Annotated in this window: 18 protein-coding genes and 2 pseudogenes; 9 read left to right on the top strand and 11 right to left on the bottom strand. The window is 72.2% G+C overall.

The features are described from left to right. Together ACZ4V1_RS23640 and ACZ4V1_RS23645 are read left to right on the top strand one after the other, a co-directional pair. On the top strand, positions 1-365 hold a 365-nt coding region (locus ACZ4V1_RS23640; RefSeq protein ID WP_468339280.1), incomplete at its 5' end, for a glycerophosphodiester phosphodiesterase. A 128-nt stretch (positions 366-493) separates the two neighbouring features. Then, positions 494-838, top strand: coding sequence for a hypothetical protein (locus ACZ4V1_RS23645; protein ID WP_468339658.1), 345 nt, complete (start codon positions 494-496; stop codon positions 836-838). Positions 839-1,108: 270 nt separating this feature from the next. Here ACZ4V1_RS23645 and ACZ4V1_RS23650 read toward each other — a convergent pair whose 3' ends face one another. From ACZ4V1_RS23650 to ACZ4V1_RS23670, 5 genes are read right to left on the bottom strand one after another with little or no spacing between them, the layout of a single operon-like run. Then, positions 1,109-2,167 (bottom strand): ABC transporter ATP-binding protein, encoded by a 1,059-nt coding sequence (locus tag ACZ4V1_RS23650; RefSeq protein ID WP_468339282.1) that lies wholly within the window; start codon positions 2,165-2,167, stop codon positions 1,109-1,111. Then, entirely contained in the window at positions 2,160-3,167 is a 1,008-nt protein-coding gene (locus ACZ4V1_RS23655) for an ABC transporter ATP-binding protein (RefSeq protein ID WP_468339284.1), read from the bottom strand. The genes ACZ4V1_RS23650 and ACZ4V1_RS23655 overlap by 8 nt, the downstream gene beginning before the upstream one ends. Further along, positions 3,164-4,132: an ABC transporter permease gene (locus ACZ4V1_RS23660; RefSeq protein ID WP_468339286.1), complete on the bottom strand. Its 969-nt coding sequence runs from the start codon at positions 4,130-4,132 to the stop codon at positions 3,164-3,166. Before ACZ4V1_RS23660 ends, ACZ4V1_RS23655 begins: the two co-directional genes overlap by 4 nt. A 14-nt stretch (positions 4,133-4,146) precedes the next feature. Beyond that, entirely contained in the window at positions 4,147-5,076 is a 930-nt protein-coding gene (locus tag ACZ4V1_RS23665) for an ABC transporter permease (RefSeq protein ID WP_468339288.1), read from the bottom strand. A 1-nt stretch (position 5,077) separates the two neighbouring features. Next, positions 5,078-6,670, bottom strand: coding sequence for an ABC transporter substrate-binding protein (locus ACZ4V1_RS23670; protein WP_468339290.1), 1,593 nt, complete (start codon positions 6,668-6,670; stop codon positions 5,078-5,080). Positions 6,671-7,342: 672 nt separating this feature from the next. On the opposite strand from ACZ4V1_RS23670, the pseudogene ACZ4V1_RS23675 reads away from it, so the two are divergent. From ACZ4V1_RS23675 to ACZ4V1_RS23685, 3 genes and pseudogenes are all read left to right on the top strand, one after another. Continuing rightward, positions 7,343-7,703: pseudogene (locus ACZ4V1_RS23675) on the top strand (enolase C-terminal domain-like protein); the annotation flags it as partial. Positions 7,704-7,719: 16 nt separating this feature from the next. Continuing rightward, complete coding sequence (locus ACZ4V1_RS23680; RefSeq protein WP_468339292.1) at positions 7,720-8,742, top strand: 2-hydroxyacid dehydrogenase; 1,023 nt, start codon at positions 7,720-7,722, stop codon at positions 8,740-8,742. Positions 8,743-8,752: 10 nt separating this feature from the next. Further along, positions 8,753-9,679, top strand: a complete 927-nt coding sequence (locus tag ACZ4V1_RS23685) for a 5-dehydro-4-deoxyglucarate dehydratase (protein WP_468339294.1) — start codon at positions 8,753-8,755, stop codon at positions 9,677-9,679. On the opposite strand, the pseudogene ACZ4V1_RS23690 reads toward ACZ4V1_RS23685, so the two are convergent. Together ACZ4V1_RS23690 and ku are read right to left on the bottom strand one after the other, a co-directional pair. Further along, positions 9,662-9,772, bottom strand: a pseudogene (locus ACZ4V1_RS23690) (formylglycine-generating enzyme family protein); the annotation flags it as partial. The gene ACZ4V1_RS23685 and the pseudogene ACZ4V1_RS23690 overlap by 18 nt on opposite strands. A 134-nt stretch (positions 9,773-9,906) precedes the next feature. Next, positions 9,907-10,953, bottom strand: coding sequence for a non-homologous end joining protein Ku (ku, locus tag ACZ4V1_RS23695; RefSeq protein WP_468339295.1), 1,047 nt, complete (start codon positions 10,951-10,953; stop codon positions 9,907-9,909). A 192-nt stretch (positions 10,954-11,145) separates the two neighbouring features. On the opposite strand from ku, the gene ACZ4V1_RS23700 reads away from it, so the two are divergent. Both ACZ4V1_RS23700 and ACZ4V1_RS23705 read left to right on the top strand, forming a co-directional pair. Beyond that, positions 11,146-13,254, top strand: a complete 2,109-nt coding sequence (locus ACZ4V1_RS23700; RefSeq protein WP_468339297.1) for a SpoIIE family protein phosphatase — start codon at positions 11,146-11,148, stop codon at positions 13,252-13,254. Positions 13,255-13,301: 47 nt separating this feature from the next. Next, a complete protein-coding gene (locus ACZ4V1_RS23705; protein ID WP_468339299.1) occupies positions 13,302-13,973 on the top strand; it encodes a CBS domain-containing protein in 672 nt (223 codons plus the stop codon). Between the two features lie 103 nt (positions 13,974-14,076). Here ACZ4V1_RS23705 and ACZ4V1_RS23710 read toward each other — a convergent pair whose 3' ends face one another. Beyond that, positions 14,077-16,323: an MMPL family transporter gene (locus ACZ4V1_RS23710; protein WP_468339301.1), complete on the bottom strand. Its 2,247-nt coding sequence runs from the start codon at positions 16,321-16,323 to the stop codon at positions 14,077-14,079. 242 nt (positions 16,324-16,565) lie between these two features. Between ACZ4V1_RS23710 and ACZ4V1_RS23715 the strand changes: the two genes are divergently transcribed. Continuing rightward, positions 16,566-17,306: a TetR/AcrR family transcriptional regulator gene (locus ACZ4V1_RS23715; protein WP_468339303.1), complete on the top strand. Its 741-nt coding sequence runs from the start codon at positions 16,566-16,568 to the stop codon at positions 17,304-17,306. Positions 17,307-17,350: 44 nt separating this feature from the next. Here ACZ4V1_RS23715 and ACZ4V1_RS23720 read toward each other — a convergent pair whose 3' ends face one another. Next, the gene (locus ACZ4V1_RS23720) at positions 17,351-18,298 is read right to left on the bottom strand and encodes a LysR family transcriptional regulator (RefSeq protein WP_468339305.1); all 948 of its coding nucleotides are present in this window, start codon (positions 18,296-18,298) and stop codon (positions 17,351-17,353) included. A gap of 96 nt (positions 18,299-18,394) precedes the next feature. On the opposite strand from ACZ4V1_RS23720, the gene ACZ4V1_RS23725 reads away from it, so the two are divergent. Continuing rightward, the gene (locus ACZ4V1_RS23725) at positions 18,395-19,708 is read left to right on the top strand and encodes an aspartate aminotransferase family protein (RefSeq protein ID WP_468339307.1); all 1,314 of its coding nucleotides are present in this window, start codon (positions 18,395-18,397) and stop codon (positions 19,706-19,708) included. Between the two features lie 166 nt (positions 19,709-19,874). Here the strand turns inward: ACZ4V1_RS23725 and ACZ4V1_RS23730 are convergent, their stop codons facing one another. Together ACZ4V1_RS23730 and ACZ4V1_RS23735 are read right to left on the bottom strand one after the other, a co-directional pair. After that, positions 19,875-20,720 carry an NAD(P)H-binding protein gene (locus ACZ4V1_RS23730; protein ID WP_468339309.1) on the bottom strand — a complete coding sequence of 282 codons (846 nt, stop codon included), beginning with the start codon at positions 20,718-20,720 and terminating at the stop codon, positions 19,875-19,877. Positions 20,721-20,875: 155 nt separating this feature from the next. Further along, positions 20,876-23,095, bottom strand: a complete 2,220-nt coding sequence (locus tag ACZ4V1_RS23735) for an MMPL family transporter (protein WP_468339311.1) — start codon at positions 23,093-23,095, stop codon at positions 20,876-20,878. Between the last annotated feature and the right edge of the window lie 792 nt (positions 23,096-23,887).

Here is a 23,887-nt window from a genome sequence, read left to right on the forward strand (position 1 = left end):
TCGCCCAAAACCTCCGGAACAAACCCCGCTACCTCCGCCACGCACTCACCCGCGAACAACTCGCCGTCCAGTCCTTCCAGACCGACGACGCCCACCAATTCCACACCCACCTCCCCCACGTCCCCATCGGCATCCTCGACGCCGACCGCCCCACCGACACCGAACTCCTCCAGCTCAGCACCTGGGCCGACCAGATCAACCCCCAGCACACCGTCACCGACCAAGCCCTCGTCGACCGCATCCACGAACTCGGCATGGACACCAACGTCTGGACCGTCGACGAACCCGGCGCCATGCGCAAAATGACCGGCCTCGGCGTCGACGGCATCATCACCGACTACCCCCAGTCCCTCACCCAGCACTGACCGGGGCGCCCGGCAGTCACCGCGTTGACACACACCGCCATCGGGCGTTGACTACCAGTACGGCGCAGAGCCAGGCCGCTCCGGGGGACCCCGGTGATCCACGCAACCCAGGAAAGCGGCATTCGATGATGTACGACCAGACGCGCGCACAGCAGCCGTCGGACCAGCCCTCGCGTCGCCCCGAGCACCGCTCCGCGGCACCGGACGCGCTCCTGCCGTCGGACGAGCGGGACGCGGTCCTGCTGCGCCTGCGCCAGGCCATGAACACGTTCGCCGACACTCCGCGCCAAGCGCTGGAAGAGGCGGAGGGCGCCTTCGACGACGCCGCCGCCCATCTCCTGAACGCTCTCGCGGAGCGCCGCCGTGTCCTCCACGAGAGCTGGCAGGAACGGGACCCCGAGACTCAGGACGAAGAACTCCGGCTCGCGCTGCGGCAGTACCGGGAGCTCACCCAGCGGCTGCTGCGCGCCTAGGAGCAGGGTCCCGGGACGGCCCGGCCGGACGTGGGCCGGCGCCCGGCCTCGCCCGCCGGGCCAGTGCGGTCGGAACGGTTCGGACGAACTGCCGAACCACCGGCGCCACGCTACCCGCCACCACCAACGCCACGACACCCGCCACCGCGAGTGCCGTGGTGGCCGTGCGGATCCGCCGTACCTCCGGCCGGCGGGACAGCGGCCGGCGGGACAGCGGCCGGGCGATCACCGCCCCGGCGATGAGGAGCGTGAGGTACCGGGCGGGGCCGGTCACGTTCGAGCCGTCTCCGTCCCCGTGCCCAGGGGGAAGTGGCACAGGGCGGTGTGCGGCTCGGCCCCGTCGGGCGCGTCCCGGACGACGACCGGTGGTACCTCGGTCGCGCACCGGTCCTCGGCGCGCCAGCAGCGGGTGCGGAAGCGGCAGCCGGAGGGGATGTCGAAGGGAGAGGGGATCTCCCCCTGGAGCCGGATCTCCTGGTGGCGGTTGCCGCGGCCGGTGTTCAGGACGGGAGCCGCCGACATCAGCGCCGCCGTGTAGGGGTGCTGAGGGCGTTCGAAAACGTCCTCCGTCTCGCCGTGTTCGACGACCTTGCCCAGGTACATCACCGTCACGCGGTCGGAGACGTGGCGCACCACGGACAGGTCGTGGGAGATGAAGACGTAGGTGACGCCGAGACGCGTACGCAGGTCGGAGAGGACGTTGAGTACCTGCGCCTGGACCGACAGGTCGAGGGCGGACACGGGCTCGTCGCACACGATGAGGTCGGGATCCAGCGCCAGCGCGCGGGCGATGCCGATGCGCTGGCGCTGCCCGCCGGAGAACTCGTTGGGGTAGCGGTGGGCGTCGCTCTCCCGCAGACCGACCAGGTTCAGCAGTTCACGGGTCCGCTTCTCGCGGGCCTTCACGCCCGGCACGACGGCCCGGTGGGTCCGCCAGGGCTCGCCGATCAGGTCGGCGGCCGACATGCGCGCGTTGAGCGAGGCGAAGGGGTCCTGGAAGACCATCTGCACCCGGCGGCGCCAGGCCAGCAGTTCCTTGCCGCGCAGGGCGAAGGGGTCGGTACCGTCGAACCGCACGGTGCCCGCGTCCGGACGCTCCAGCCCGAGCAGCACCCGGGCCAGGGTGGACTTGCCGCAGCCCGACTCGCCGACGAGCCCGAGGGTCTGGCCGCGGCCGACCTGTAGGTGCACCCCGTCCAGTGCGGTGAGGCGGCGCCGGGCGCTGCCGAAGGTCTTGGTGACGCCCCGGACCTCCAGCAGCGGCGGGTGCTCCCGCGTACCGTCCGGACGGGGCCCGGGGGTGGCGGTGGTGGCGCGGGACTCAGACACGGTCGAGCTCCTCGGAAAAGTGGCAGGCGGCGAAACGGCCGTCGCCCGACGCACGCAGGGCCGGCCGCTCCCGGACGCAGCGCTCGCGCACCAGCGGGCAGCGGGCCTGGAAGACGCAGCCTGGCGGCACCGCGCTCAGCTCGGGAGGGCTCCCGGGGACGGCCGGCAGCGGGCGTCCGCGCACGCTGCCCTCCGGTACCGAGTCGAGCAGTCCCCGGGTGTAGGGGTGGCGGGGCGCGGAGAAGACGTCGTGCACCGGGCCGTTCTCGACGACCGTCCCGGCGTACATCACGACCACTTCGTCGGCGCGCTGGGCGACCACGGCCAGGTCGTGGGTGATCAGGACGACGGCCATGTCCCGTTCGTCCTGAAGGTCCCGCAGCAGGCGCATGATCTGCGCCTGCACGGTCACGTCGAGGGCGGTGGTGGGTTCGTCGGCGATGAGCACGTCGGGAGCGAGGGCGACGGCCATGGCGATGAGCAGGCGCTGTCGCATGCCGCCGGAGAACTGGTGCGGGTAGGACCGGGCTCGCTGCCTCGGCTCGGGGATGCCCACCCGCGTCATCAGCTCGATCGCCTTCTCCCGGGCCTGGCGCCGGGAGAGTCCGCGGTGGATGCGGAAGGGTTCGCCGATCTGTCTGCCCACCGGCTGCACGGGGTTGAGGGCGGTCAGGGCGTCCTGGAAGACGATCGACAGAACGGGGCCGGCCAGCTTCCGGCGTTCCGCCGCACTCATGCGGAGGGTGTCGTCCCCCCTGACCCGGACGGCGCCGCCGGTCACCGCCGCCGCGGGGTCCAGCAGTCCGACCACGGACAGCGCGGTCATCGACTTGCCGCAGCCGGACTCGCCGAGGAGGGCGAGGGTGCGGCCGCGGTGGACGCTGAAACTGACGCCGTCGACGGCGCGTACCGTACCGGTGGGCGTGCTCAGGTCCACGCACAGTCCCTCGACGTCGAGGGCCGGGGTGCCGGACGGAGCGGGGCTGGTGGTGGTCGTCACGCGGTCATCTCCGGGGGTACGGCGGCCGGGGCGGTGCGCCGGCGCTTCCTGGGCAGTGTCAGGCGCCAGCGCTGAGCGGGGTCGGTGGCGATACGGGCCCAGGCGGCGAGCACCGTCGCGGACACCGTCGTGAGCACGATGGCGAGACCCGGCAGTACGGTGATCCACCACGCGGTCTGGAGGTACTGCCGCCCCTGGGCGACCATCAGACCCCAGCTGACGTCGGGGGGCTGGATGCCGATGCCCAGGAAGCTCAGTGAGGACTCGGTGAGCATCACGAAACAGAAGTCGAGGGTGGCGACCGTGAGCAGCGTCGGCAGGGCGATCGGCAGGATGTGCCGACAGATGATCATCCGGCCGGGTGTGCCGAAGGTCCGGGCCGCGTCGACGAACAGCCTGCTGCGCAGCTCCGCCGCCTCGGCCCGGGCGGTGCGCAGATACACCGGCACGCGGGTCACGGCCAGGATCAGTACGAGGTTCAGCGCGCTGGGCTGGAAGACGTAGAGCACGACCACCGCGATCAGCAGTGAGGGGAAGCTGAGGATCACGTCGGCGATCCGCAGGGCCACGCTCTCGCGGCGTCCTCCGTGGTAGCCGGCCCACAGACCGAGCGCCGAGCCGATCGCGAGGGAGCACAGCACGGCCGGGACGGCGACGGAGAGCGTCGTGCCCGCCGCCTCGATCAGCCGGGCCACCATGCTGCGTCCCAGGACGTCGGTGCCGAGCAGTCCGTACACCCCGTCGCTCAGGGACGGTGGCCGGAGTGAGGCGTCCAGGTCCTGGCGCTGTGCCCGGTCGCCGATGAACAGCCGGCCGAAGAGAGCCACCAGGGCGACCACGGTGAGGACGACGGCGCCCACGGCCGCTGCCCGGTCCCGGAGCAGCATCCTCCACCTGCTCGGCCGCGCATCGCGGGCGGCGGAGGCCGCGGCCTCGTCTGCCGCGGCCCGTTCTTCGCGGGGCATCGTGCTTCCTTCACTCATGCCGGCACCGCCTGACGTACTCGGGGGTCGGTCAGCGCGTGGCAGACGTCGACGAGGATGTTGAGCGCGAAGATCGTCACCGCGGTCAGGAGCACGGCCGCCTGGAGCACCGCGAAGTCGCGCTGGAGAATGGAGTCGATCATGAGCTTGCCGATGCCGGGCCAGCCGAAGATCGTTTCGACGATCACCGCGCCGTTGACCAGGCCCACCGTCAGGTCGCCCGCCACGGTCAGCACCGGGGTGACGGCGTTGCGCAGGGCGTGGCCGAAGATCACCCGCCGGGGCGTGGCGCCCTTGCCCCGGGCGATCTTGACGTAGGGCGCGGCCAGCGCGGTGACCATGCTGCCGCGGACCACCTGGACCAGCACGCCGAAGGGGCGGATGAGCAGGGTCGCGATGGGCAGCACCCATATCTCGGGGCCGCCGAGCGTGCCCGAGGTCGGCAGCAGTCCGAGCCCCACGCCGAAGACCAGCACGCCCATGATGGCGAACCAGAAGTCGGGGATACTGGCGGCCGTCATCGACAGCAGGCTGGCGATCCTGTCGATCAGGGAGTTGGGGCGGTAGGCGGCGAGGCTGCCGACCAGCACGGCTCCGGTGATCGCCAGCAGCATGGTGACGCCGGCGAGTTGAAGGGTGACGGGATAGGCGTCGATCACCATCGAGCCGGCCGGCTGGCCGGTCCGCAGGGAGGTCCCGAAGTCCAGACGGGCGGCGTCGACGAGGTAGTTCCACAACTGAGCGGGGATCGAGAGGTCGAAACCCTGCGCGGCGGAGAACTCGGCACGTTGCTCGGGAGTGGCGCTGAGCGGCAGGTAGAGGTCGACGGGATCGCCGGTCATCCGGGCCAGGAAGAACACGCCGAGGACCACGCAGATCAGGGGGACGGCGCTGGAGACCATGCGCTTGCGCAGGAAAGGGATCATGTCAGCGCTTCGCCCCCTTGGCCGGGCGGACCTCGGCCAGCCGCAGTTCGTCTCCGGTGGCGGAGTCCGGTTCGTAGTGGATCGACGGTGACAGGCCGAGCAGCCCGTTCATGTGGGCGAGGTGGGCGTACTGGACGACCGACTCGTTCTGCTCGGCGAGCAGGCCGGCGAAGGCTTGCTGCCGCTGGTGACCGGACAGCGCGCCCGCCTCGGCGATGCGCCGGTCCAGGGCTTCGGTGCCGAACGTGGACTGCGGGCCGTCGCTCAGCAGGTACTGGCTGGTGGTGAAGGCCGCGTCGCCGGCCTGGTTGCCGTGCATGATCAGCAGGGCGATGGGGCCGACGTCCTCGGGCAGCGGACGCAGTTGGTACTGGAGGTGAGTGGCGGTGTCGGCCATGCGGACGCGTACGTTCAGGCCGATCTGCCGCATCTGGTACTGCAGGGCCTCCGCCGTCTCCGACACTCCGGAGAACATGCCGTTGCGGGCGACGAGGGTGATCTGCCGGTCGGTGGGCACACCGTCGGCCCGGGCCTCCTTCACCAGGGCTCGGGCCCCGGCGACGTCCTGCCGGGGTGGTGCGATGCCGTCGCCGTGGCCCACCACTCCGGGCGGGACCAGTTGGCCCGCCGGTTCGGCGAGACCGCCGAGCAGGGCGTCGACGATGCCGTCGCGGTCCACGGCCAGGCCGATAGCCCGGCGCACCCGGATGTCGTCCAGGGGTGGCTCGCGGCCGTCCAGCCGCAGGGCGGTCGTCTCGTTGTTGGGGTAGGCGACCGTCGTGTCCTTCTCCGCCTCCATCGGGTCCAACGCGACGGCGATCTCCGCCTCGCCCTTGTCGATCATGGCGGCGCGTACGCCGGCGTCACCGCGCCAGACATAGCGGGCCCGGGCGAAGGCGGGAGCGTCGCCCCAGTAGTCGTCGAATCGGTCGAGGGTGATGGCCGCCCCGGTCTGCCAGGAGCGGACGGCATAGGGACCGGTGCCCACCGGGACGCGGACCTTGGCCTCGGTGTCGGTCGTGCGGGGCACGATCTCCACGAAGCTCAGGCGCAGCGGCAGGATGGGGTCGGGCTTCTCGGTGGTGACGGTCAGCCGGCCGTCGTTCACCGCTTCGACCGTCAGGTCGTCGTCGCCGAAGACGTAGCCCTCGACGTTGCAGGCGAGGCCGGAGTTGACCGCCCGGTCGATGGAGAAGGCGGCGTCCTTCGCGGTGAAGGGCGCGCCGTTCTGGAAGGTCACCCCGGAGCGGATGCCGAAGGTCCAGGTGCGGGGCCCGGTCTGCTTCCAGCCGGTCGCCAGCAGGGGGTGCAACTCACCGGACGCGGGATCCCGTTCGACCAGTGGTTCGGTGATGTTGGACCGGACGACGACACCGGTACCCGTCAGTGATGCCTCACAGGGTTCCAGGGTCGGCGGTTCCTGGGTGAGCACCACCCGCAGGGTGCGGCCGTCGGCCCGGCCGGTGTCGCCGCCGGCGCTGTTCGCCACGGCGCACCCACTGGACACGAGCACGGCACCCGCCAGCAGCATCGCGCTCGTCGTACGGGGCCGCCCTGGTGCGGCGCGCTGGGTGGATGAAACGGAGGACTTCATCGTCGCGTGTCTCCGGGGAAGTGCTGATGTGGCGCGTTCCGAGCACGGGGGGTATGGGGCCGACCACCCGAGCTGTCTACACCTGCGCATTCGGTCTGCATCTGTGAACGCCGAAGCTAAACCGGCTCGGTGACAGCGTCAAGACATGCGGAGGACCGGACATCTCCCGCACCGGATCCCGGCCGGATCCCGGCCGGATGCCGCCGCGAGCGTCCGAGGGCACCTCGCCCACCCCGGTACCGGAACGGCCGGCCCATTGACACCGCCGCCCACCCATGCTTACAACTGGGTGTCCACAAATGCGAACGTGAACTACATATGAGGATGGCGGGTATGGCGGGTACCTCCGAACGCGTCGCCGATGTCGCCGTGACCCCCGTGGCCTTCCGGGACCCTCCCTTTCTGAACTCCGTCGGCGTCCACGAGCCCTACGCGCTGCGCGCCGTGGTGGAGGTCACCACGGAGAGCGGCGTCAGCGGCATCGGCGAGACCTACGGCGGCACCCTGCTCCTGAAGCGGCTGCGCCGCACCGCCGCCGAACTGGCCGGCATGGAGGTCTGGAGCCTCAACGAACTGATCGCACGCACCACTCGGGCGCTCGGTACCGACACCGCGGGCGGTGACGGCATGGCCGCGATGGTGACCGGCAGCAACACCGTGGACCGCGGCCGGCTCTCGGCGATCTGCGAGACCTTCGGGCTCGGGCTGTCGATGCACGCCAACTCGCACCTGGGCATCAGCCTCGCCGCGATGACCCACCTGGCTGCGGCGACGCCCCGGCTGACCTACGCGTGTGACACCCACTGGCCCTGGAAACGCCCCGACGAGGACGTGGTGGAACCCGGCGCCGCTGCGGTTCGGCGAGGACGGTCTCGCCGTACCCACGGCTCCCGGGCTGGGCGTCGAGCTGGACCGGGAGGCACTCCCGCGCCTGCACCGGCAGTACCTCGACTGCGGACTGCGCGACCGTGACGACACGGGTTACATGCGCCGTTTCGACCCGTCCTTCCCGACCAAGACCCCTCGGTGGTGACCCGTCCGTGCGCATCATGCTCGATCACCGCATCCTGAGCCGGTTCCACGAGCGGCTCGAGGCGGCCACGGAGGGCCGCCACGTCTGGCTGGACACCTGCGCGTGGGACACGGCCCGGGTCTCCGCGGCCCTCCCCGACGCCGAGGTCTACATCGGCTCGAAGCTGCGGGCCGAGGACGCCCGGCGGGCCGTACGGCTACGGCTCGTCCACGTCGTCGGCGCCGGCTACGACGGCATTCCGCTGGACGCGCTCGCTCCCGGGGTCACGGTCGCCACCACCCACCACCACGGCCGTTCCATCGCCGAGCACGTGCTCATGTCCGTCCTGATGCTCTCCCGGGGTGTGCTGGGCGCCGACCGCGCACTGCGGGCCGGGCGGTGGCGCAGCGTGGCCGTCGACCCCGGACTCCCCTTCGGGACGACGCTGCCGGGCCGCCGGGTGGGGATCATCGGATTCGGCGAGACCGGCACCGAGGTCGCCCGGTTGTGCCAGGCGGTCGGCCTGCGGGTGCGCGCCGTGCGGCGCGACCCCTCGGCCCCGGTCCCCGCCGGCCTGCGGCCCGACTGGGTGGGTGGCGACGACCGGCTGCCCGAACTCCTCGCCGAGTCCGACATCGTGGTGGTCACGGTTCCGCTGAGCCCGGCCACCCGAGGGCTGATCGGACCGGCCGAGCTGGCGGCCATGGGGCCCGGGTCGCTGCTGGTCAACGTGGCGCGGGGGCCGGTGGTCCGGGAGGAGGCGCTCTACGAGGCACTCCGCTCGGGCGCGATCGGCGGCGCCGCCCTGGACGTGTGGTGGGCCGGACCACCGCAGGCGCCGAGCCGGCTGCCCTTCCACGAACTGCCCAACGTGGTGATGACTCCGCACCACTCGGGTCACACCACCGACACCTTCGCCGCGCGCGCGGCGGAGATCGCCGCCAACATCGGCCGTCTGGGACGCGGAGACCCGCTCGTCAACGTCGTCCGAGCCGGTGTTCACGAAGCCGTCGGCCACGGCGGCTCCGCACCCCGGTCCGCCGCCTCCTCAACAGATTAGGAAACCACTCGTGCTCGAAGGCGTTCTCTTCTTCCCCGTCACCCCGTTCACCGCAACCGGCGACACCGACCTCGACGCGCTGCGCCGGCACGTCGAGGCGGGCGTGGCCGCCGGACCGGGCGGAGTGTTCGTCGCCTGCGGCACCGGCGAGTTCCACGCCCTGGACCACGAGGAGTACGCCGCTGTCGTGCGTACCGCCGTCGAGGCGGCGGCCGGAGACGTCCCGGTGTACGCCGGGGTCGGCGGCGCGCTGGGACTCGCCCGGCGGTTCGCCCGGACCGCGGCCGAGGCCGGCGCGGACGGCCTGCTGCTCATGCCGCCCTACCTGGTCCAGTCGCCCCCCGAGGGACTCGTCGCCTACGCCCGCGCGGTCGGCCGGGAGACCGGGCTGCCGCTGATCGTGTACAGCCGGGCGAACGCCCGCTTCGACGAACGCTCGGCGGCGGAGGTGGCCCGGCTGCCCACCGTGGCCGGGTTCAAGGACGGCACCGGCGACCTCGACCTCGTCGCGCGCATCGTGCCCGCCGTGCACGAGGCACTGAGCGCGTCGGGCAAGGGCTTCCAGTTCTTCAACGGCATGCCCACGGCCGAGGCGAGCCAGCCGGCGTACCGGGCGCTGGGCGTCGAGCTGTACTCCTCGGCCGCCTTCGCCTTCGCGCCGGACATCTCCCTCACCTTCCACCGCGCCATCGAGGAAGGGGACCGGACGACGGTCGACGCGCTGCAGCGAGCCTTCTTCCACCCCCTGGTCCGGCTGCGCCAACGTGTGCCGGGGTACGCGGTGTCACTGGTGAAGGCGGGGGTGACCCTGGCGGGCATCGAGGCCGGACCGGTCCGCCCGCCGCTGACACCCCTCACCGAGCGGGAGACCGGGGAACTGGCGGACATCATCGCGGCGGGGCGGGCCGTGCTGGATCGGTCAGTCGCTCCGGGCTGAGTCGTTGGCACAGCGGAAGCCGAGGTTCCCGCAGGAGGAGTCCGGGGTGTCGGAGGAGCGGGCGGCGACGCGATGGCGGTTGCAGTAGGAGTCACGTCAACTGCTTCGTCGTCGACGGCCGTCCGGTCCATGCCGCCACGGGCACCACCCGGGTCCCGGGACTCGACGCCGCCGGACCGTGGAACGACGGCATCCTCGTGTGGACGGCCGGCCCGCGCGACGGGTCCCTAGGCACTCCTCGGCTTGCGGGCCGCCGGTTTGCGGGCCGCCGCCTTCTTCGCGGCCGTGCCCTTCGCGGTCGTGCCCTTCGCCGCGGTCTTCTTCTGTGCCGTGGACTTCTGCGCCGTGGATCCCTTCGCCGTGGAGTCCTTCGCCGTGGATCCCTTCGCCGTGGACTTCCGCGCCGTGGTCTTCCCGGCGGGCGCCTTCCCGGCCGTGGCCTTCTTCTTCGGCCCGGGGAGCTCGTGCACCTCGGCCCGCCCGTCGTCGCCCCGGGACTCCCTCGCCTGGGACACGGACTCCCGCAGGGCGGCCATCAGGTCCAGCACCTGCCCCGGCCGCTCCTCCCGCTCGGGTGCCGCCGGCGGCACCCTGTGCTCACGCTTCGCCTCGATCAGGTCCGCGACGGCATCCGTGTAGGTGTCCCGGAACTCGTCGCCCTCCAGGTCGTCGCGGGTCATCGTGTCCATCAGCGCGAGCGCCCCCGCGATCTCCTCCTCGGCCACCTCGACCGGAGGAGGGGTGAGCGAGGAGGGGTCTCGGACCTCGTCGGGCCAGCGCATGGCGTGCAGCACGATCGCCTCCTCCCGCACCCGCAGCAGGCCCAGCCGCTCCCGGCCCGACCAGGCGTACTTCGCCACCGCCACCTTCGACGACCGGGCCAGGGCCCGACGCAGCAGCTCGTACGGCTTCGCCGCGACCTGTCCGTCCGGCTGCAGGTAGTAGCCGTCGCCGATCCTGATCGGGTCCACGGACCCGAGCGGTACGAACGCCACGATCTCGATGGCCTTCGCGGTCGGCAGCGGCAGCTCCCGCAGGTCCTCGTCGGTGACGGGCACGATCTGCGTCCTGGTCAGCTCGTACCCCTTGCCGATCTCGTCGGGGCGCACCTCCCGGTCCTCGAGCTCGCAGACCTTGCGGGTCCGGATCCTTCCCTGGTCCGCCAGGTGGTACCGGTGGAACCGGATGCTGTGGTCCTCGGTGGCGCCGACCACATGGATCGGCACGGTCACCAGACCGAACGAGATGGCGCCGCTCCAGATCGACCGGGGCATGGACAGACCTCTCCACGGGAAGTCCCCGAGCAGGACCAGACTATGAGGGGCACGGCGGGCCCGCACGCGCGCCGGCGCCGACCGGGACCCGGGCCATCACATGCCATGACGGCAGGACGGGCGTAGGGTCCTCAATATGTGTGACGCTCGGTGTGGTCGGCGTCGAGCAGCCCTGCCGCAGCCGGACTTCTGATGGACACCGCGGTGGCCGCCGTGCTGCGCGAGAGCGGTGCGTTCGGAGGGCTGCTGTACGTGCTGCCGCCGGGCGAGAACGCCCTGTGGCAGGTTCTGGTGGCGGGCGTCCCCCAGGAGATCGCCGCCCCGTGGAGGCGCGTCGCGCTGACCGATCCGATGCCGGTGGCGGACGCCGTCCGCGAGCGGCGACTGGTCTGGGTCGGCGGCCGGGAGGAAATGGCGCGCCTGTATCCACGGCCGGCGCTGGTGCTGCCGTACGACTTCGCGCTGGCGGCCACCCCGCTCGCCTCGGGTACGACCGTCCGGGGAGGTCTGGTGCTGCTGTGGTCCGGTAGCCATTCGGCTCGGCTGAGCGCGTCCGAGCGCGAGGTCATCCAGGAGGGCTGCCGTCACCTGGGCGGGCTCCTTCAGCAGGCGGCGGACCACGGCGAGCCGTTGCTGCCCGAGGACCGGCCCCGGACCCTGCCGCCGCCGGCCGGCCGCACCCCCTCCCCCGCCGAGGCGACCGCGGTGTCGGCCTTCCTCGACCGCCTGCCGGGCGGTTCCTGCGCGCTGGACATGAACGGCCGGATCACCTTCATCACCCCGGCCGCGGCCGAGCTGGTCGGCGCCGGTCAGGCCGATCTGGTGGGCGCCCTGCCGTGGGAGGCGCTGCCGTGGATGGACGTCCCCCATGTCGAGGACCGGTACCGGGCCGCGCTGGTCAGCCGCCGGCCGCAGCACTTCACCGTCCTGCGTCCCCCGGATACCCGGCTGGCCTTCGATCTGTACCCGGACGCCACCGGTATCAGCGTCCGCATCACGCGCGGCGGCCCGGCCGAGGAGGCTCCCCCGGCGCCGTCCGGGCCCGCCGGCCCCAGTCGCGCCACCGTTCTGTACCACCTGATGCACCTGGCCTCCACCCTGACCGAGGCCGTCGGTGTGCAGGACGTGGTGGAGCAGACCGCCGACCAGTTGCTGCCCGCTCTGGGCGCGCAGGCCATGGTGCTGATGACCGCCGAGAGCGGCCGTCTGAAGATCCTCGGCCACCGCGGCTACCGCGCCGAACTCATGGACCGCTTCGACGCCGTCCCCCTGAGCTCGGCCGTCCCAGGCGCCAATGTCATGGCCCGCGGGGTCCCCGACTTCTTCGCGTCCTTCGCGGAACTGCGGCAGGCCTACCCCGGCACCGCGCACGAGGACGGGATGGCCGCCTGGGCGGTGCTTCCGTTGATCGCGTCCGGCCGGCCCATCGGCTCCCTCCTCCTCGCCTACGCCCGGCCCCACGCCTTCCCGCCCGGCGAACGAGCCGCGCTCACCTCACTGGCGGGCCTGGTCGGGCAGGCCCTGGACCGCGCCCGGCTCTACGACGCCAAACACGACCTCGCCCACCGCCTGCAGTCCGCCCTGCTCCCGCACACCCTCCCCCACGTACCCGGCCTGCGGGTCGGCGCCCGCTACCTTCCGGCGGCCCGGGGACTGGGCATCGGCGGCGACTTCTACGACGTCATCCGCCTCGACGAGCGCACGGCCAGCGCCACCATCGGCGACGTACAGGGGCACAATGTGGACGCCGCCGCGCTCATGGGGCAGGTCCGCACCGCCGTACACGCCCACGCCACCGTGGGGGCGACCCCCGACGACGTCCTTGCCCGCACCAACCGCCTGCTCACCGACCTGGACCCCGACCTGTTCACCAGCTGCGTCTACGTCCACCTCGACCTCAACACGCACCGTGCCTGCCTGGCCAGCGCCGGCCACCCGCCGCCGCTCGTGCGCCACACCGACGGACGCGTCGAACTCCTGCGGGTACCACCCGGACTCCTGCTCGGCATCGAGCCGGACACCCGCTACTCGGCACTGGAATGCGACCTGCCGCCCGGCAGCGTGCTCGTCCTCTACACCGACGGACTCGTCGAAGCGCCGGGAGTCGACCCCGACGACGCCACCGCGGCCCTCGCCGGGCTCCTCGAACACACCGATCCCACCGACCTCGACGCGATGGCCGACACCCTCATCCGGCACGCACCCAGCCCCGGCGACGACATCGCGCTGCTCCTGCTCGGTGCCGGCGAACGACCCCCGGGGCACTCCCGCGACCGGCAGATCGTTTACACAGGCAAGTAGGACGGACGCCGGTCGGCACAGGCCGGCAGCGGAGGAGAAGAACCTCGATGAAGCACCAGAAGGTGAGCGACCTCATGAGCGACGCCGTGGTCCGCGTCCAGCGCGGCACACCGTTCAAGGAGATCGCCCACCTGCTGCAGGAGTACGACATCACAGCGGTGCCCGTCGTGGACGAGGGGGACCGGCCCGTGGGGGTGGTGTCCGAGGCCGACCTCCTGCAGAAGATGTGGGGTGCGGACCCCGACCGCTCCCCGGAGTACGAGGAGGGGGCCCGGCCGGACGGAGGCAAGGCGTCCGCCACGGACGCGGCGGGGCTCATGACCTCACCCGCGGTCTGCGCGCGGGAGGGCTGGAGCGTCGTCCACGCCGCCCGTGTGATGGCCCGGCACGGCATCAAACGGCTTCTGGTCGTCGACGAAGGAGAGCGGCTGATCGGCGTCGTCAGCAGGAGCGACCTGCTGCGGGTCTTCCTGCGCACGGACCGGGCGATCCGCACCGAGATCATCGAGGAGGCCCTGGTCAGGTCCCTCGGGCTGGCTCCTTCGTCGATGCAGGTGGACGTGACACACGGCCACGTCGTCCTCAGCGGCCGGCTCCCGGACGACGTGTCCGTCTCCGTGCTGGAAGAGCTCTGCCGACGCGTCGACGGTGTCGTCGCCGTGGAGTTCAGAGCGGCGGGCGAGACCGGCGCGGAGGGCTCGGCCTCCGTCGGCCGCTGAGTTCACCCGGCTCCCTCGTCCCGGCCACCGACGCGCCCGCCCGTGCCCGCCTCCGGCGAGGGCGGAGACGGGCACGGGCGGGCGCGGGCGGGCGGGCGCGGGGTCAGACTCCGGTCGAGTCCTTGACATGGGGCGCCTTCGCCGCCGCGGGCTCCGGCACCGCGGCCGGCGCGGGCGCGGGGCCGCCCTCGCTCAGTCCGAACCGACCGTGGAACCTCCGCAGGAAGCCGGGTGCGTACCAGGCCCGGCGGCCGAGCAGCCGCATGGCGGCGGGTACGAGCACACCGCGTACGGCGACCGCGTCGATGAGGATGGCCAGCCCGCTGCCCAGGCCGAACATCTGCATGAAGCTGATCTTGGCGGTCCCGAAGGCGAAGAAGCTCACGGCGAGCAGGCAGGCCGCCGCGGTGACGATGCGTCCGGTGTGGCCGAGACCGTCGACCACGGCGGACTCGTCGTCCTCCCCGAGATCGTGGAGCTCCTTGATCCGGCTGGTGACGAACACCTCGTAATCCATCGAGAGACCGAAGGCGATGCAGAGCATCAGCACGGTCATCGACGCCTCCATCGGCTGCGGTGTGACGCCGAGCAGGGAGGAGAGGTTGCCGTCCTGGAAGATCCAGGTCATGACCCCGAGCGTCGCTCCGAGACTGATCACGTTGAGGACCAGCGCGCGCAGCGGCTGCACGACACTGCCGGTGAAGAGGAAGAGCAGGAGGAAGGTGGTGAGGGCGACCAGGCCGAGGGCGAGGGGAAGCCGGCCGCCGATCGAGCCCTTGGAGTCGACCAGTTGGGCGTCCGTGCCGCCCACCAGGGGCTCCGTTCCCGCGGGCCCCGCCACCGCTCTCACCTCTTCGACCAGGCTCTGGGCCTCGTCCGACTTCGATGTCAGGCCGCTGACCACGGTGATCCGCTGTGCCTCGGGGCGGCTGAGTGCGGTGTTGCCGGGGCCGGCCGCCGTGGCACGTCCGTCGGTGTAGGTTCCCGTGCCGGCCTCCACGCGGACGACGCCCCCGAGGCCGGAGAGTTCGGCCGCGTAGGAGCCGAGCGGCTCCGCGGCCACGGACTCGTCGATGACGACGTGGAGGGCTGCGGCGTCGTTCCCGTCGAACTTCTCCCGCAGCACCGAGGCCACCCGACGGCTCTCGGCGCCCTCGGGCAGCACGCGTTCGTCCGGCGTGCCCAGGGTGATCCCCAGCAGCGGGCTCGCCGCCACCAGGAGCACCGCCAGCACGGGCAGGGCGGTGAGCGCGGGCCGCCGTGTGACGGTGCGGGCCAGCCGTCCCCACAGGGGCGCCCGGGCGCCGGCGCGTGACCGCTGCGCCCACGGCAGCCGTCCGCTGTTGACCCGGTGGCCCAGGACGACGAACAGGGCCGGCATGACGAACAGGGTGCTGACGGCGGCGATGACGACGACTCCGACGCCGGCGTAGCCGAACGAGCGGAGGAAGTACTGCGGGAAGACCAGCAGCGCCGCGAGCGCGACGGCCACGGTCGCGGCGGAGAACGCGACCGTACGGCCCGCGGTGCGTACCGTGTGACGGACGGCGTCGTCCACGGCCGACCCGGTCGCGAGCTGTTCGCGGAACCTGCTGATCATCAACAGGGCGTAGTCGATGCCCAGTCCGAGTCCCAGGGCCGTGGTCAGGTTGGTCGCGGAGACGGAGACGTCGGTGACGCCTCCCAGGAGGGCGAGTTCGGCGAACGTTCCCGCGATGGCGAAGGTCCCGATGACCAGCGGCAGCAGGGCCGCGACCACGCTGCCGAAGACGACCAGGAGCAGCAGGAGGGTCAGCGGCACGGCGATGGCCTCGGCCAGCAGGAGGTCTTTCGGCGTCTGCGTCTCCAGGTCGTTGCCCACGGCCGCGCCGCCTCCGGCCCGGACGTCGAGCCCGCCCTCCCGCGCTCCCGTGTACTCGCCGATGACGCTCTCGGCGTTCTCGCGCTGCGTTGTCTCGTCGCCCTTCACATGGGCGAGCACCAGGGCCTCGCGGCCGTCCTCGGAGCGCAGGGCGGCCTTCTCCGCGTCCCAGTACGAGACGACGTTCTCGAGGTCCGGCTCCTTCCTGAGGTCGGCCGCCAGGGCGCGGCCGCTCCGCTCGGTTTCCGGCGTGTCGAGGCCGCCTTCGGGGGCTCGGACCAGCAGGACCAGATTCGTCTCCCCGCCGAACCTCGCCTCGATGGCCTCGCCGGCCCGGGTGGACTGGGAGGCCGGGTCGTCGTAGCCGCCCCCCTTCAACTTGCCGAACGCGCCGGCCCCGACGGCACCCATGAGGGCCACGGCCACGACGGCGACCACGAGTACCAGCCGGGACCGGCGAATCGCCAGTTCGGCTATGCGTTCAAACACGCACGTTCTCCTTTGAGTCCTTGCGGTGAAGGCGACGGAAAGCAGCCGCAGTTGACCTCTCGGGGGTCGGCACGGTGCTCCGTGGAGGCTCGTCGCCCCGTCGGAGTCGGGTGCGGTGTCGCACGCTTCGTCGCCGCAAGACGACGTTAGTGAGACGGCCGAAGTTTTGGCAGTATGAGATTTCCCTAACAGTGTTCGGCTTATTGATACACGGTCAGGTCTCGTACCCGTACGCTCGCCGCATGCCTTCAGAGGAACAGCCGCCGGCTCCGCCGTCCCTGCGCGAGCGGCGTCGGGCCGCCGCGGCCCGGGAGATCGTCGAGGCCGCCGAGCGGCACATCCGAGAGCACGGCCCCGCGGCCCTGTCCCTGCGAGCGGTCGCCCGCAGCCTCGGCATGACCGTGCAGGCGCTCTACCACTACTTCCCGAACCGGGACGCCCTCGTCACGGCCCTCATCACCAAGGCGTACGAGGACCTGGCCGACGCGTTGCAGGCGGCCGTCGACGCGGCGGCGGACGACCCGTCCACACCACGCCTGGTGACGCTGGCTCAGGTCTATCGCCGCTGGGGCATCGCCCACCCCGAGCGCTTCCAGCTCCTCTACGGCACACCACTGCGGTACTACGCGGCGCCCGCCGAGGGACCGACCACCCAGGCGGTCCGCCGGATGGGCGCGATCTTCCAGCACGAGCTGTTCCGTGGGTTCACCGCGGCGCAACTCGCCGCCGCCGACGTCCCCCCGCTCTCACCGGCGCTCCGGGAGCATCTGGAACACCTTCCCGCGAACGCGCAGGGAGACCTGCCGCCGCCCGCGGTCTGCCTCTTCATGAGCGCGTGGGGGCACTTGCACGGCCTGGTCGTCCTCGAGGTGTTCGGGCACACGTCCTTCCTGGGCGGCCATCAGGCCGAGATCTTCGACGCGTCGATCCGGACCATGTTCAAGGACATGCACGGCCGGATTCCCGGGCCTGCCACCGGCTGAGGGAGGGGGCGCCGGACACCGGGCCGCTCCTGTCCGTCAGGCGATCACGGGTGGTGGCCGTCGTCAGGACGCGCACGGGCTCGGTCCGGGGCGGCCAGGGCCGGGATGTCCGGGTGCTCGCGCAGCACGGCGATGACCGCGTTCACCGCGGCGCGCTGCGTGGTGCCGCGCCGCACCACGACGGCGACGTTGCGGTGCACGGGCGGGCTGAGCTCCCGGGTGACGACCGCGTGGTCCGGTGTGACGGCCAGGGCGGGCAGCAGGGCGATCGATCCGGCCGTCTCGACGTGCCGCAGCAGCATCAGATAGTTGCTGAACCGGCAGGCCACCCGGGGTTCGAACCCCGACTCGCGGCACAGTCGCACGGTCAGGTCCGCCATGTACGACTGTGGCCGGTCACACGCCCAGGTCTCCTCCTCGCACGCCGCGAGGTTCACCGCCGTGCGGGTGGCGAGCGGGTGGCCACGCGGCAGCACCAACACGACCGGGTCGGTCCCCAAGGACATGACCTCGAGGTCCGCGCCCCAGGAGAGGCCGGCGTAGTCGGTGGTGGTGACGATGACGTCGGCCTCGCCCGAGCGCAGGGCGGGTCCGCTCTCGTGCGGCTCCATCTCGATCAGTTCGAGGTGCAGGTGCGGGTGAGTGGTGGCCAGGCGCGTCGCCGCCGGCACCGCGAGGGTGTAGATCGCGCTCTGGAACACGCCGAGCCGGACGGTGCCGATGGGCTCGTCGTTCAGGGCACGCAGTTCGGACTCGGCCTCGGCCATCCGGTCCAGGATCTCCCGGCCCCGGCGGGCCAGCAGAAGACCGGCCGGGGTCAGCCGCACGCGCCGGCCGGTCCGCTCGATCAGCCGGCAACGGGTCTCCGTCTCGAGCACGGCCAGTTGCTGGGAGACCGTCGATGCGCTCAGATGCAGCGTGTCGGCGACCGCGCGGACCGTACCGAGAGTGTCCAGCAGGCTGAGCAGCCGCAGCCGTCCCGAGTTGAGCACACCCCGATTGTACGGAGGTGTGTTCGGGTTTGCCGTACAGCAGCGTCGGATCCGTGCGATGGACGCGCGCAGCCTTGCGTCCCTAACGTCGGCCGTATGCCTTCCGAGACAGCCTTCGCCGCCCCAGAGCGCCACCTCATCCGCTACTCCGGCCACGCCCCCTTCTCGCCGGAGGTCGTCGTCCGCGCCGCGGGCACGTCCGTGTTCACCGAGAGCGGCCGTGAGCTGCTCGATTTCACCTCCGGTCAGATGAGCGCGATCCTCGGGCACTCCCATCCGGCGATCGTCTCGACGGTGCGCGAGCAGGTCGCGCACCTCGATCACCTCCACAGCGGCATGCTGAGCCGCCCGGTCGTGGAGCTCGCGCGCCGACTGGCCGGCACCCTGCCCGACTCCCTGGACAAGGCGCTGCTCCTGACCACGGGGGCGGAGGCGAACGAGGCCGCGGTGCGGATGGCGAAACTCGTCACCGGCCGTCACGAGATAGTGTCCTTCGCCCGGTCCTGGCACGGCATGACCCAGGCCGCCGCGAACGCCACCTACAGCGCCGGCCGCAAGGGCTACGGCCCCGCCGCGCCGGGCAACTTCGCGCTTCCGGTGCCGGACCGCTTCCGTCCCGCCGTCGTCGACGGCGACGGAGCACTCGACTGGCGCCGCCAGCTGGACATGGGCTTCGAGCTGATCGACGCCCAGTCGGTCGGCAGCCTGGCCGCGTGCCTGGTCGAGCCGATCCTCAGCTCGGGCGGCGTCGTCGAGCTCCCGCCGGGCTATCTCGCGGCCCTGGCGCACAAGTGCCGGGAGCGCGGCATGCTGCTGATCCTCGACGAGGCCCAGACCGGGCTGTGCCGCACCGGCGACTGGTACGCCTTCCAGCACGAGGGGGTCGTCCCCGACATCCTCACGCTGTCCAAGACGCTCGGCGCGGGGCTGCCGCTGGCCGCCGTACTGACCAGTGCGGAGATCGAGCAGCAGGCCCACGACCGGGGATTCCTCTTCTTCACCACCCACGTCAACGATCCGCTGCCGGCCGCCGTGGGCAACACCGTCCTCGACGTCCTGGTCCGCGACCGTCTCGACGAGCGTGCGCGCCGGCTCGGCACGACCCTGCGCGATGGCCTCGACGGGCTCGCCGCACGTCACGACGTCGTCGGGGACGTCCGCGGTCGCGGGCTGCTGCTGGGCGTGGAACTGGTCGGGGACCAGGTCCTCGGGGCGGGCGGCGCCGACCGGCTGGGCGCGGCCGTCACCCGGCGCTGCTTCGATCTCGGGCTGCACATGAACATCGTCCAGCTGCCCGGGATGGGGGGTATCTTCCGCATCGCGCCCCCGCTGACCGCGAGCGACGACGAGATCGCCCGGGGCGTCGCCATCCTCGACGAGGCGCTCGGCGACGCGGCCCAGAACCTCTGAGGGACGCGTCGCCCGTCGGCCCGCCCACCGGCGGCACGGGGCCGTCGCCCCGGCGCCGACGGTGGGCGGGCCGGCCGCGGTGCCGGCGTGGTGGCTGCCGCCCGCCGGGCGAGGCGTGCCACGACGGCAGTCGCCTCGGAGAGGGCACCCGGACCCGGCGGGCGCCCTACGCCGTCGCCGCGGGGAAGGCGTCCGCGTGCTCCTGGGCCCACTGGGCGAAGGTACGGGCGGGGCGGCCGGTGACCTTCTCGACGGTGTGGACGACGGTGCGCCCCACCTCGGGGGTGTTCCCGTACGCCTCGAGCAGGAAGCCGATGACGTCCTGCGGATGTCCGGCCGCCCGCCACCGCGCGACGGCCTGCTCCTCGGTGAGCTCGACCAGCGCGATGTCCCGGCCGCGGACGGTGGCGATCGCCGCCACCTTGTCGCCGACGGTCAGCAGCTCCGGGCCGGTGATCACGTACTCCTGGCCCCCGTGGCCCTCCTCGGTGAGCGCGACCGCCGCGACCGCGCCGATGTCGCCCTCGTGCACCATGGCGCTCAGCCGGGAGACGAACGGCTCACGTACTTCGTCCGAGGCCGCGATCCGGTCCGCCCACTCCAGGGCGTTGGCCATGAACTCGACCGGCATGAGGACGGTCCAGTCCACCCCGTCGTCGGCGCGCACCGCGTCCTCCAGCGGCGAGGGCCCGCCGCCGTGCAGCACGGTGACCCGCCGGACGCCGGCCGCGCGGGCCAGTTCGAGGATCCTCGGGCCGGTCTCCAGCGGGGCGAAGCAGGGGCCGCCGAAGGTGATGAGGTGGAGGCCGGTCACGCCCTCCAGGGCCGGGGCGAGCGTGTCGGGCTCGGTGAGGTCGCCCTGGACCACCTCCACGCCGTCCGGCAGAGCGGCACCCGCCGCGTCCCGGGTGAGGGCGCGGACCGCGTGGCCGCGAGCGAGCAGTTCGGCGACGACCTGACGGCCGACGGTTCCGGTGGCGCCGGTGACAAGGAGCTTCTGCGTCTGAGTCATGGGAGGACAGTAGGAAGCCTTGCGGTCGGTTTCTGTCCGCGAGGCTCCGGCCGTCCGCCTCCCCGTCGGCCTCCCCGTCGGCGAACCCGGCCCGCGAACGCCCCGGTGACCTGGAGGACCAGGTCACCGGGGCGGTAGGCGTGAGTGGCGGAGCGTCAGACGCCGGCCCTCTCCGGCTCGCGGGTGGGCTCCGGGGGCGCGGCGGTGTCGCCGAGTTCCTTGTGGAGCTTCTCGCCCTCGACGTCGACGTTCGGCAGCAGGCGGTCCAGCCACTTGGGCAGCCACCAGGCCTTGGTACCGAGCAGGGCCAGCACCGCGGGCACGATGGCCATGCGGACCACGAAGGCGTCGAAGAGGACCGCGATCGCGAGGCCGAAGCCCATCATCTTGATCATGTCGTCGTTCTCCATGATGAAGCCGGAGAAGACGCTGATCATGATGATCGCGGCCGCCGCGACGACCCGGCCGCCGTGGGTGAAGCCCGTGGTGACGGAATCGGCGGCGGACGATCCGTGGACGTAGGCCTCACGCATGCGGGTCACGAGGAAGACCTCGTAGTCCATGGCCAGGCCGAAGACCACACCGATCATGAAGATGGGCATCATCGACATGATCGGGCCCGGCTGGTCCACCCCGAAGACGCCGGCGAGCCAGCCCCACTGGAACACCGCGACCACCGCGCCGAGCGCCGCGGCCACCGAGAGCAGGAAGCCCAGGGCGGCCTTCAGCGGGACGAGGACCGAGCGGAAGACCAGCATCAGGAGCAGGAAGGCCAGGCCGACGACCAAGGCCAGGTACGGGATGAGCGCGTCGTCCAGGGTCTGCGAGAAGTCGATGGTCATCGCGGTCGCGCCGGTGACCAGCATGGTCGCGCCCGTCTCCGCCTTGATGTCGCCGGACAGTCCGCGGATGTCCTTCACCAGCGCCTCGGTGGCCGCCTCGCTCGGCCCCGTCTTCGGCACGACCGTGAGGAGGGCGGTGTCGCCCGCCTCGTTGAAGTTCGCCGGGGTGACGGCCGCGGCCTCGCCGAGGCCCTTGATCTCCTTGCCGACGGTGTCGGCGGCGGCCTTCGCGTCGTCCGCGTCCCGCGTGTCGACGGTGACCATCAGCGGGCCGTTGAATCCGGCTCCGAAGGACTCGGACAGCATGTCGTAGGCCTTGCGCTGCGTGGTGTCGGGTGCGGAGCTGCCTTCGTCGGGCAGACCCAGCTCCATGCTCGCGGCCGGCACCGCGATGACGCCGAGACCGAGCACCGCGGTCAGCAGCACGGTCACCGGGCGCCGCAGGACGAATCGGGCCCAGCGGGTGCCGAGCTTCGGCTTTGCGGACGCGTCCCGCTGCCCGGCGGGCGCCTTGCGGTCCTTGCGGCTGAGCGCCTTCTTGCCGGCGAAGCCGAGCAGTGCCGGGGTGAGGGAGAGCGCGATCAGCACGGCGATGCCGACCGTGCCGGCGGCGGCCAGGCCCATCTTGGTGAGGATCGGGATGTTGACCACCGCGAGGCCCGACAGGGCCACGATGACGGTGAGTCCCGCGAAGACGACCGCGGAGCCCGCGGTGCCCACCGCCCGTCCCGCGGCGTCCTCGGGGGTGCGTCCCTCGGCGATCTCCGCGCGGTAGCGGGAGACGATGAACAGGGCGTAGTCGATGGCGACCGCGAGGCCGATCATCATGGCGAGGGTCGAGGTCGTGGCGGAGAGTTCGAGCGTGCTGCCGAGCGCCCCGATGGCGGAGATGCCGATGCCGACACCGATGATCGCCGAGAGCAGCGGCATGCCGGCCGCGACGAGCGAGCCGAAGGTCAGCAGCAGCACGATCGCGGCGACACCGATGCCGATCAGCTCGGCGGTACCGCCCATCTCCTGCTCGGCCATCACCGCGTCGCCGCCGGTCTCGACGGTGAAGCCGTCGCTGCGCGCGTCGTCGGTGGCCGCGTTGAGCGCGTCCCGGGCCTGGTCGGTCAGCTCCATGGCGTTGACCTTGTACGTCACGGAGGCGTACGCGGTGGTGCCGTCCTGGCTGACGGCGTCCGCCTTGAACGGGTCGGCCACCGAGGCGACCTGCGGGCCGTCGCCGAGGGCCGTGACCAGTTCCTCGACCTGGGCCTTGCCGGCCGGGTCGGAGATCTTCCCGCCGTCGGGGGCGCGGATCACGACGCGCGCGGTGGCGCCCTCGGCACTGGCGGCCGGGAAGCGCTCGTCGAGGAGGTCGAATGCCTTCTGGGACTCGGTGCCGGGCATGGAGAAGGAGTCTTCGGGCGGGGCGGGCGCCGTGGATGCGGCGACGCCGGCGCCCACGAGTATGGCCACCCAGAGCAGGGCGACGAGGCCGCGGCGCCGGAAGGCGCGTCGGCCGAGTCGGTAGAGGAACGTAGCCACCTGGGACCAATCCGTCGGGTTACGGGCAGGACGAAGACCCGGCACATGGGGGGAGGCAGAGGCGCTGACCGGGGTACCTCTCCATGCTCACCCGGGAACTGCCGCAATTGATCCGCCCCTGGGGCTGGACCGGCGTACTGCATTGGGTGTAGTGCGGGCCCCTGTCCCTCTCCTCCGGGTGTAGATCGCGGTGATGGGTGTACGCCGCACTTCGTTGCCGCGGGCAGCCGACGCGCGTCGGTCCGGTGCGGCCGGCCGCCGCTTTGTGCCGGTCGTCGGGTCGCCCCCGGTCCAGCCGTGGCGCTTACACCAGCCGATCGCCTCGCGTGCGATGGACGGTTCGCGGCTGACGGTCTCGGGGCCCATCTCGTCCGTCCGCGCTGCCGCCGGTGCGGCCGGCGCCTCCGGCGGTGCCGGATCGTCGGTCGCAGCGAGGGGGAAGGCGGGCGGACGAGAAGGGCCCCGGCGGGCGGTTCCGTTGGGCGCCGGTTCGCCGGCGGGCATCACAGGGCTCGTCCCCATACAACGGCATTGCGCGACGGGGCTCATCACGCCGGGCGACGAGGTCTCCCGGCGGTCGGCGGTGACGTCCATGACGAGTTCGCGGAACGACGGTCACGGGCGTCGCGTCGCCGCCGGGAGCGCGGCGGACGGTCCGGGGCACTGTCCACGGCGCCCCGCTGAGCGGCGGTACCGGCGGCGGACGTAGCCGGGGACACAGAGCAGAGGGGGGGAAAGAGGAAGAGGGAAACGGCGGTGGTCCGGGGGGGGGGGGGGGGAATCACGGTCCAC

The organism is Streptomyces sp. NPDC028991, from assembly GCF_055564775.1.

Excerpts from the sequence above, each read along its gene's own strand:
- ACZ4V1_RS23715 (WP_468339303.1), top strand. The coding sequence starts at position 16,566 with ATGCCTTCAGAGGAACAGCCGCCGGCTCCGCCGTCCCTGCGCGAGCGG.
- ACZ4V1_RS23725 (WP_468339307.1), top strand. The coding sequence starts at position 18,395 with ATGCCTTCCGAGACAGCCTTCGCCGCCCCAGAGCGCCACCTCATCCGC.
- ACZ4V1_RS23645 (WP_468339658.1), top strand. The coding sequence starts at position 494 with ATGTACGACCAGACGCGCGCACAGCAGCCGTCGGACCAGCCCTCGCGT.
- ACZ4V1_RS23670 (WP_468339290.1), bottom strand. The coding sequence starts at position 6,670 with ATGAAGTCCTCCGTTTCATCCACCCAGCGCGCCGCACCAGGGCGGCCC.
- ACZ4V1_RS23680 (WP_468339292.1), top strand. The coding sequence starts at position 7,720 with ATGCTCGATCACCGCATCCTGAGCCGGTTCCACGAGCGGCTCGAGGCG.
- ACZ4V1_RS23665 (WP_468339288.1), bottom strand. The coding sequence starts at position 5,076 with ATGATCCCTTTCCTGCGCAAGCGCATGGTCTCCAGCGCCGTCCCCCTG.
- ACZ4V1_RS23660 (WP_468339286.1), bottom strand. The coding sequence starts at position 4,132 with ATGCCCCGCGAAGAACGGGCCGCGGCAGACGAGGCCGCGGCCTCCGCC.
- ACZ4V1_RS23705 (WP_468339299.1), top strand. The coding sequence starts at position 13,302 with ATGAAGCACCAGAAGGTGAGCGACCTCATGAGCGACGCCGTGGTCCGC.
- ACZ4V1_RS23700 (WP_468339297.1), top strand. The coding sequence starts at position 11,146 with ATGGACACCGCGGTGGCCGCCGTGCTGCGCGAGAGCGGTGCGTTCGGA.
- ku (WP_468339295.1), bottom strand. The coding sequence starts at position 10,953 with ATGCCCCGGTCGATCTGGAGCGGCGCCATCTCGTTCGGTCTGGTGACC.
- ACZ4V1_RS23730 (WP_468339309.1), bottom strand. The coding sequence starts at position 20,720 with ATGACTCAGACGCAGAAGCTCCTTGTCACCGGCGCCACCGGAACCGTC.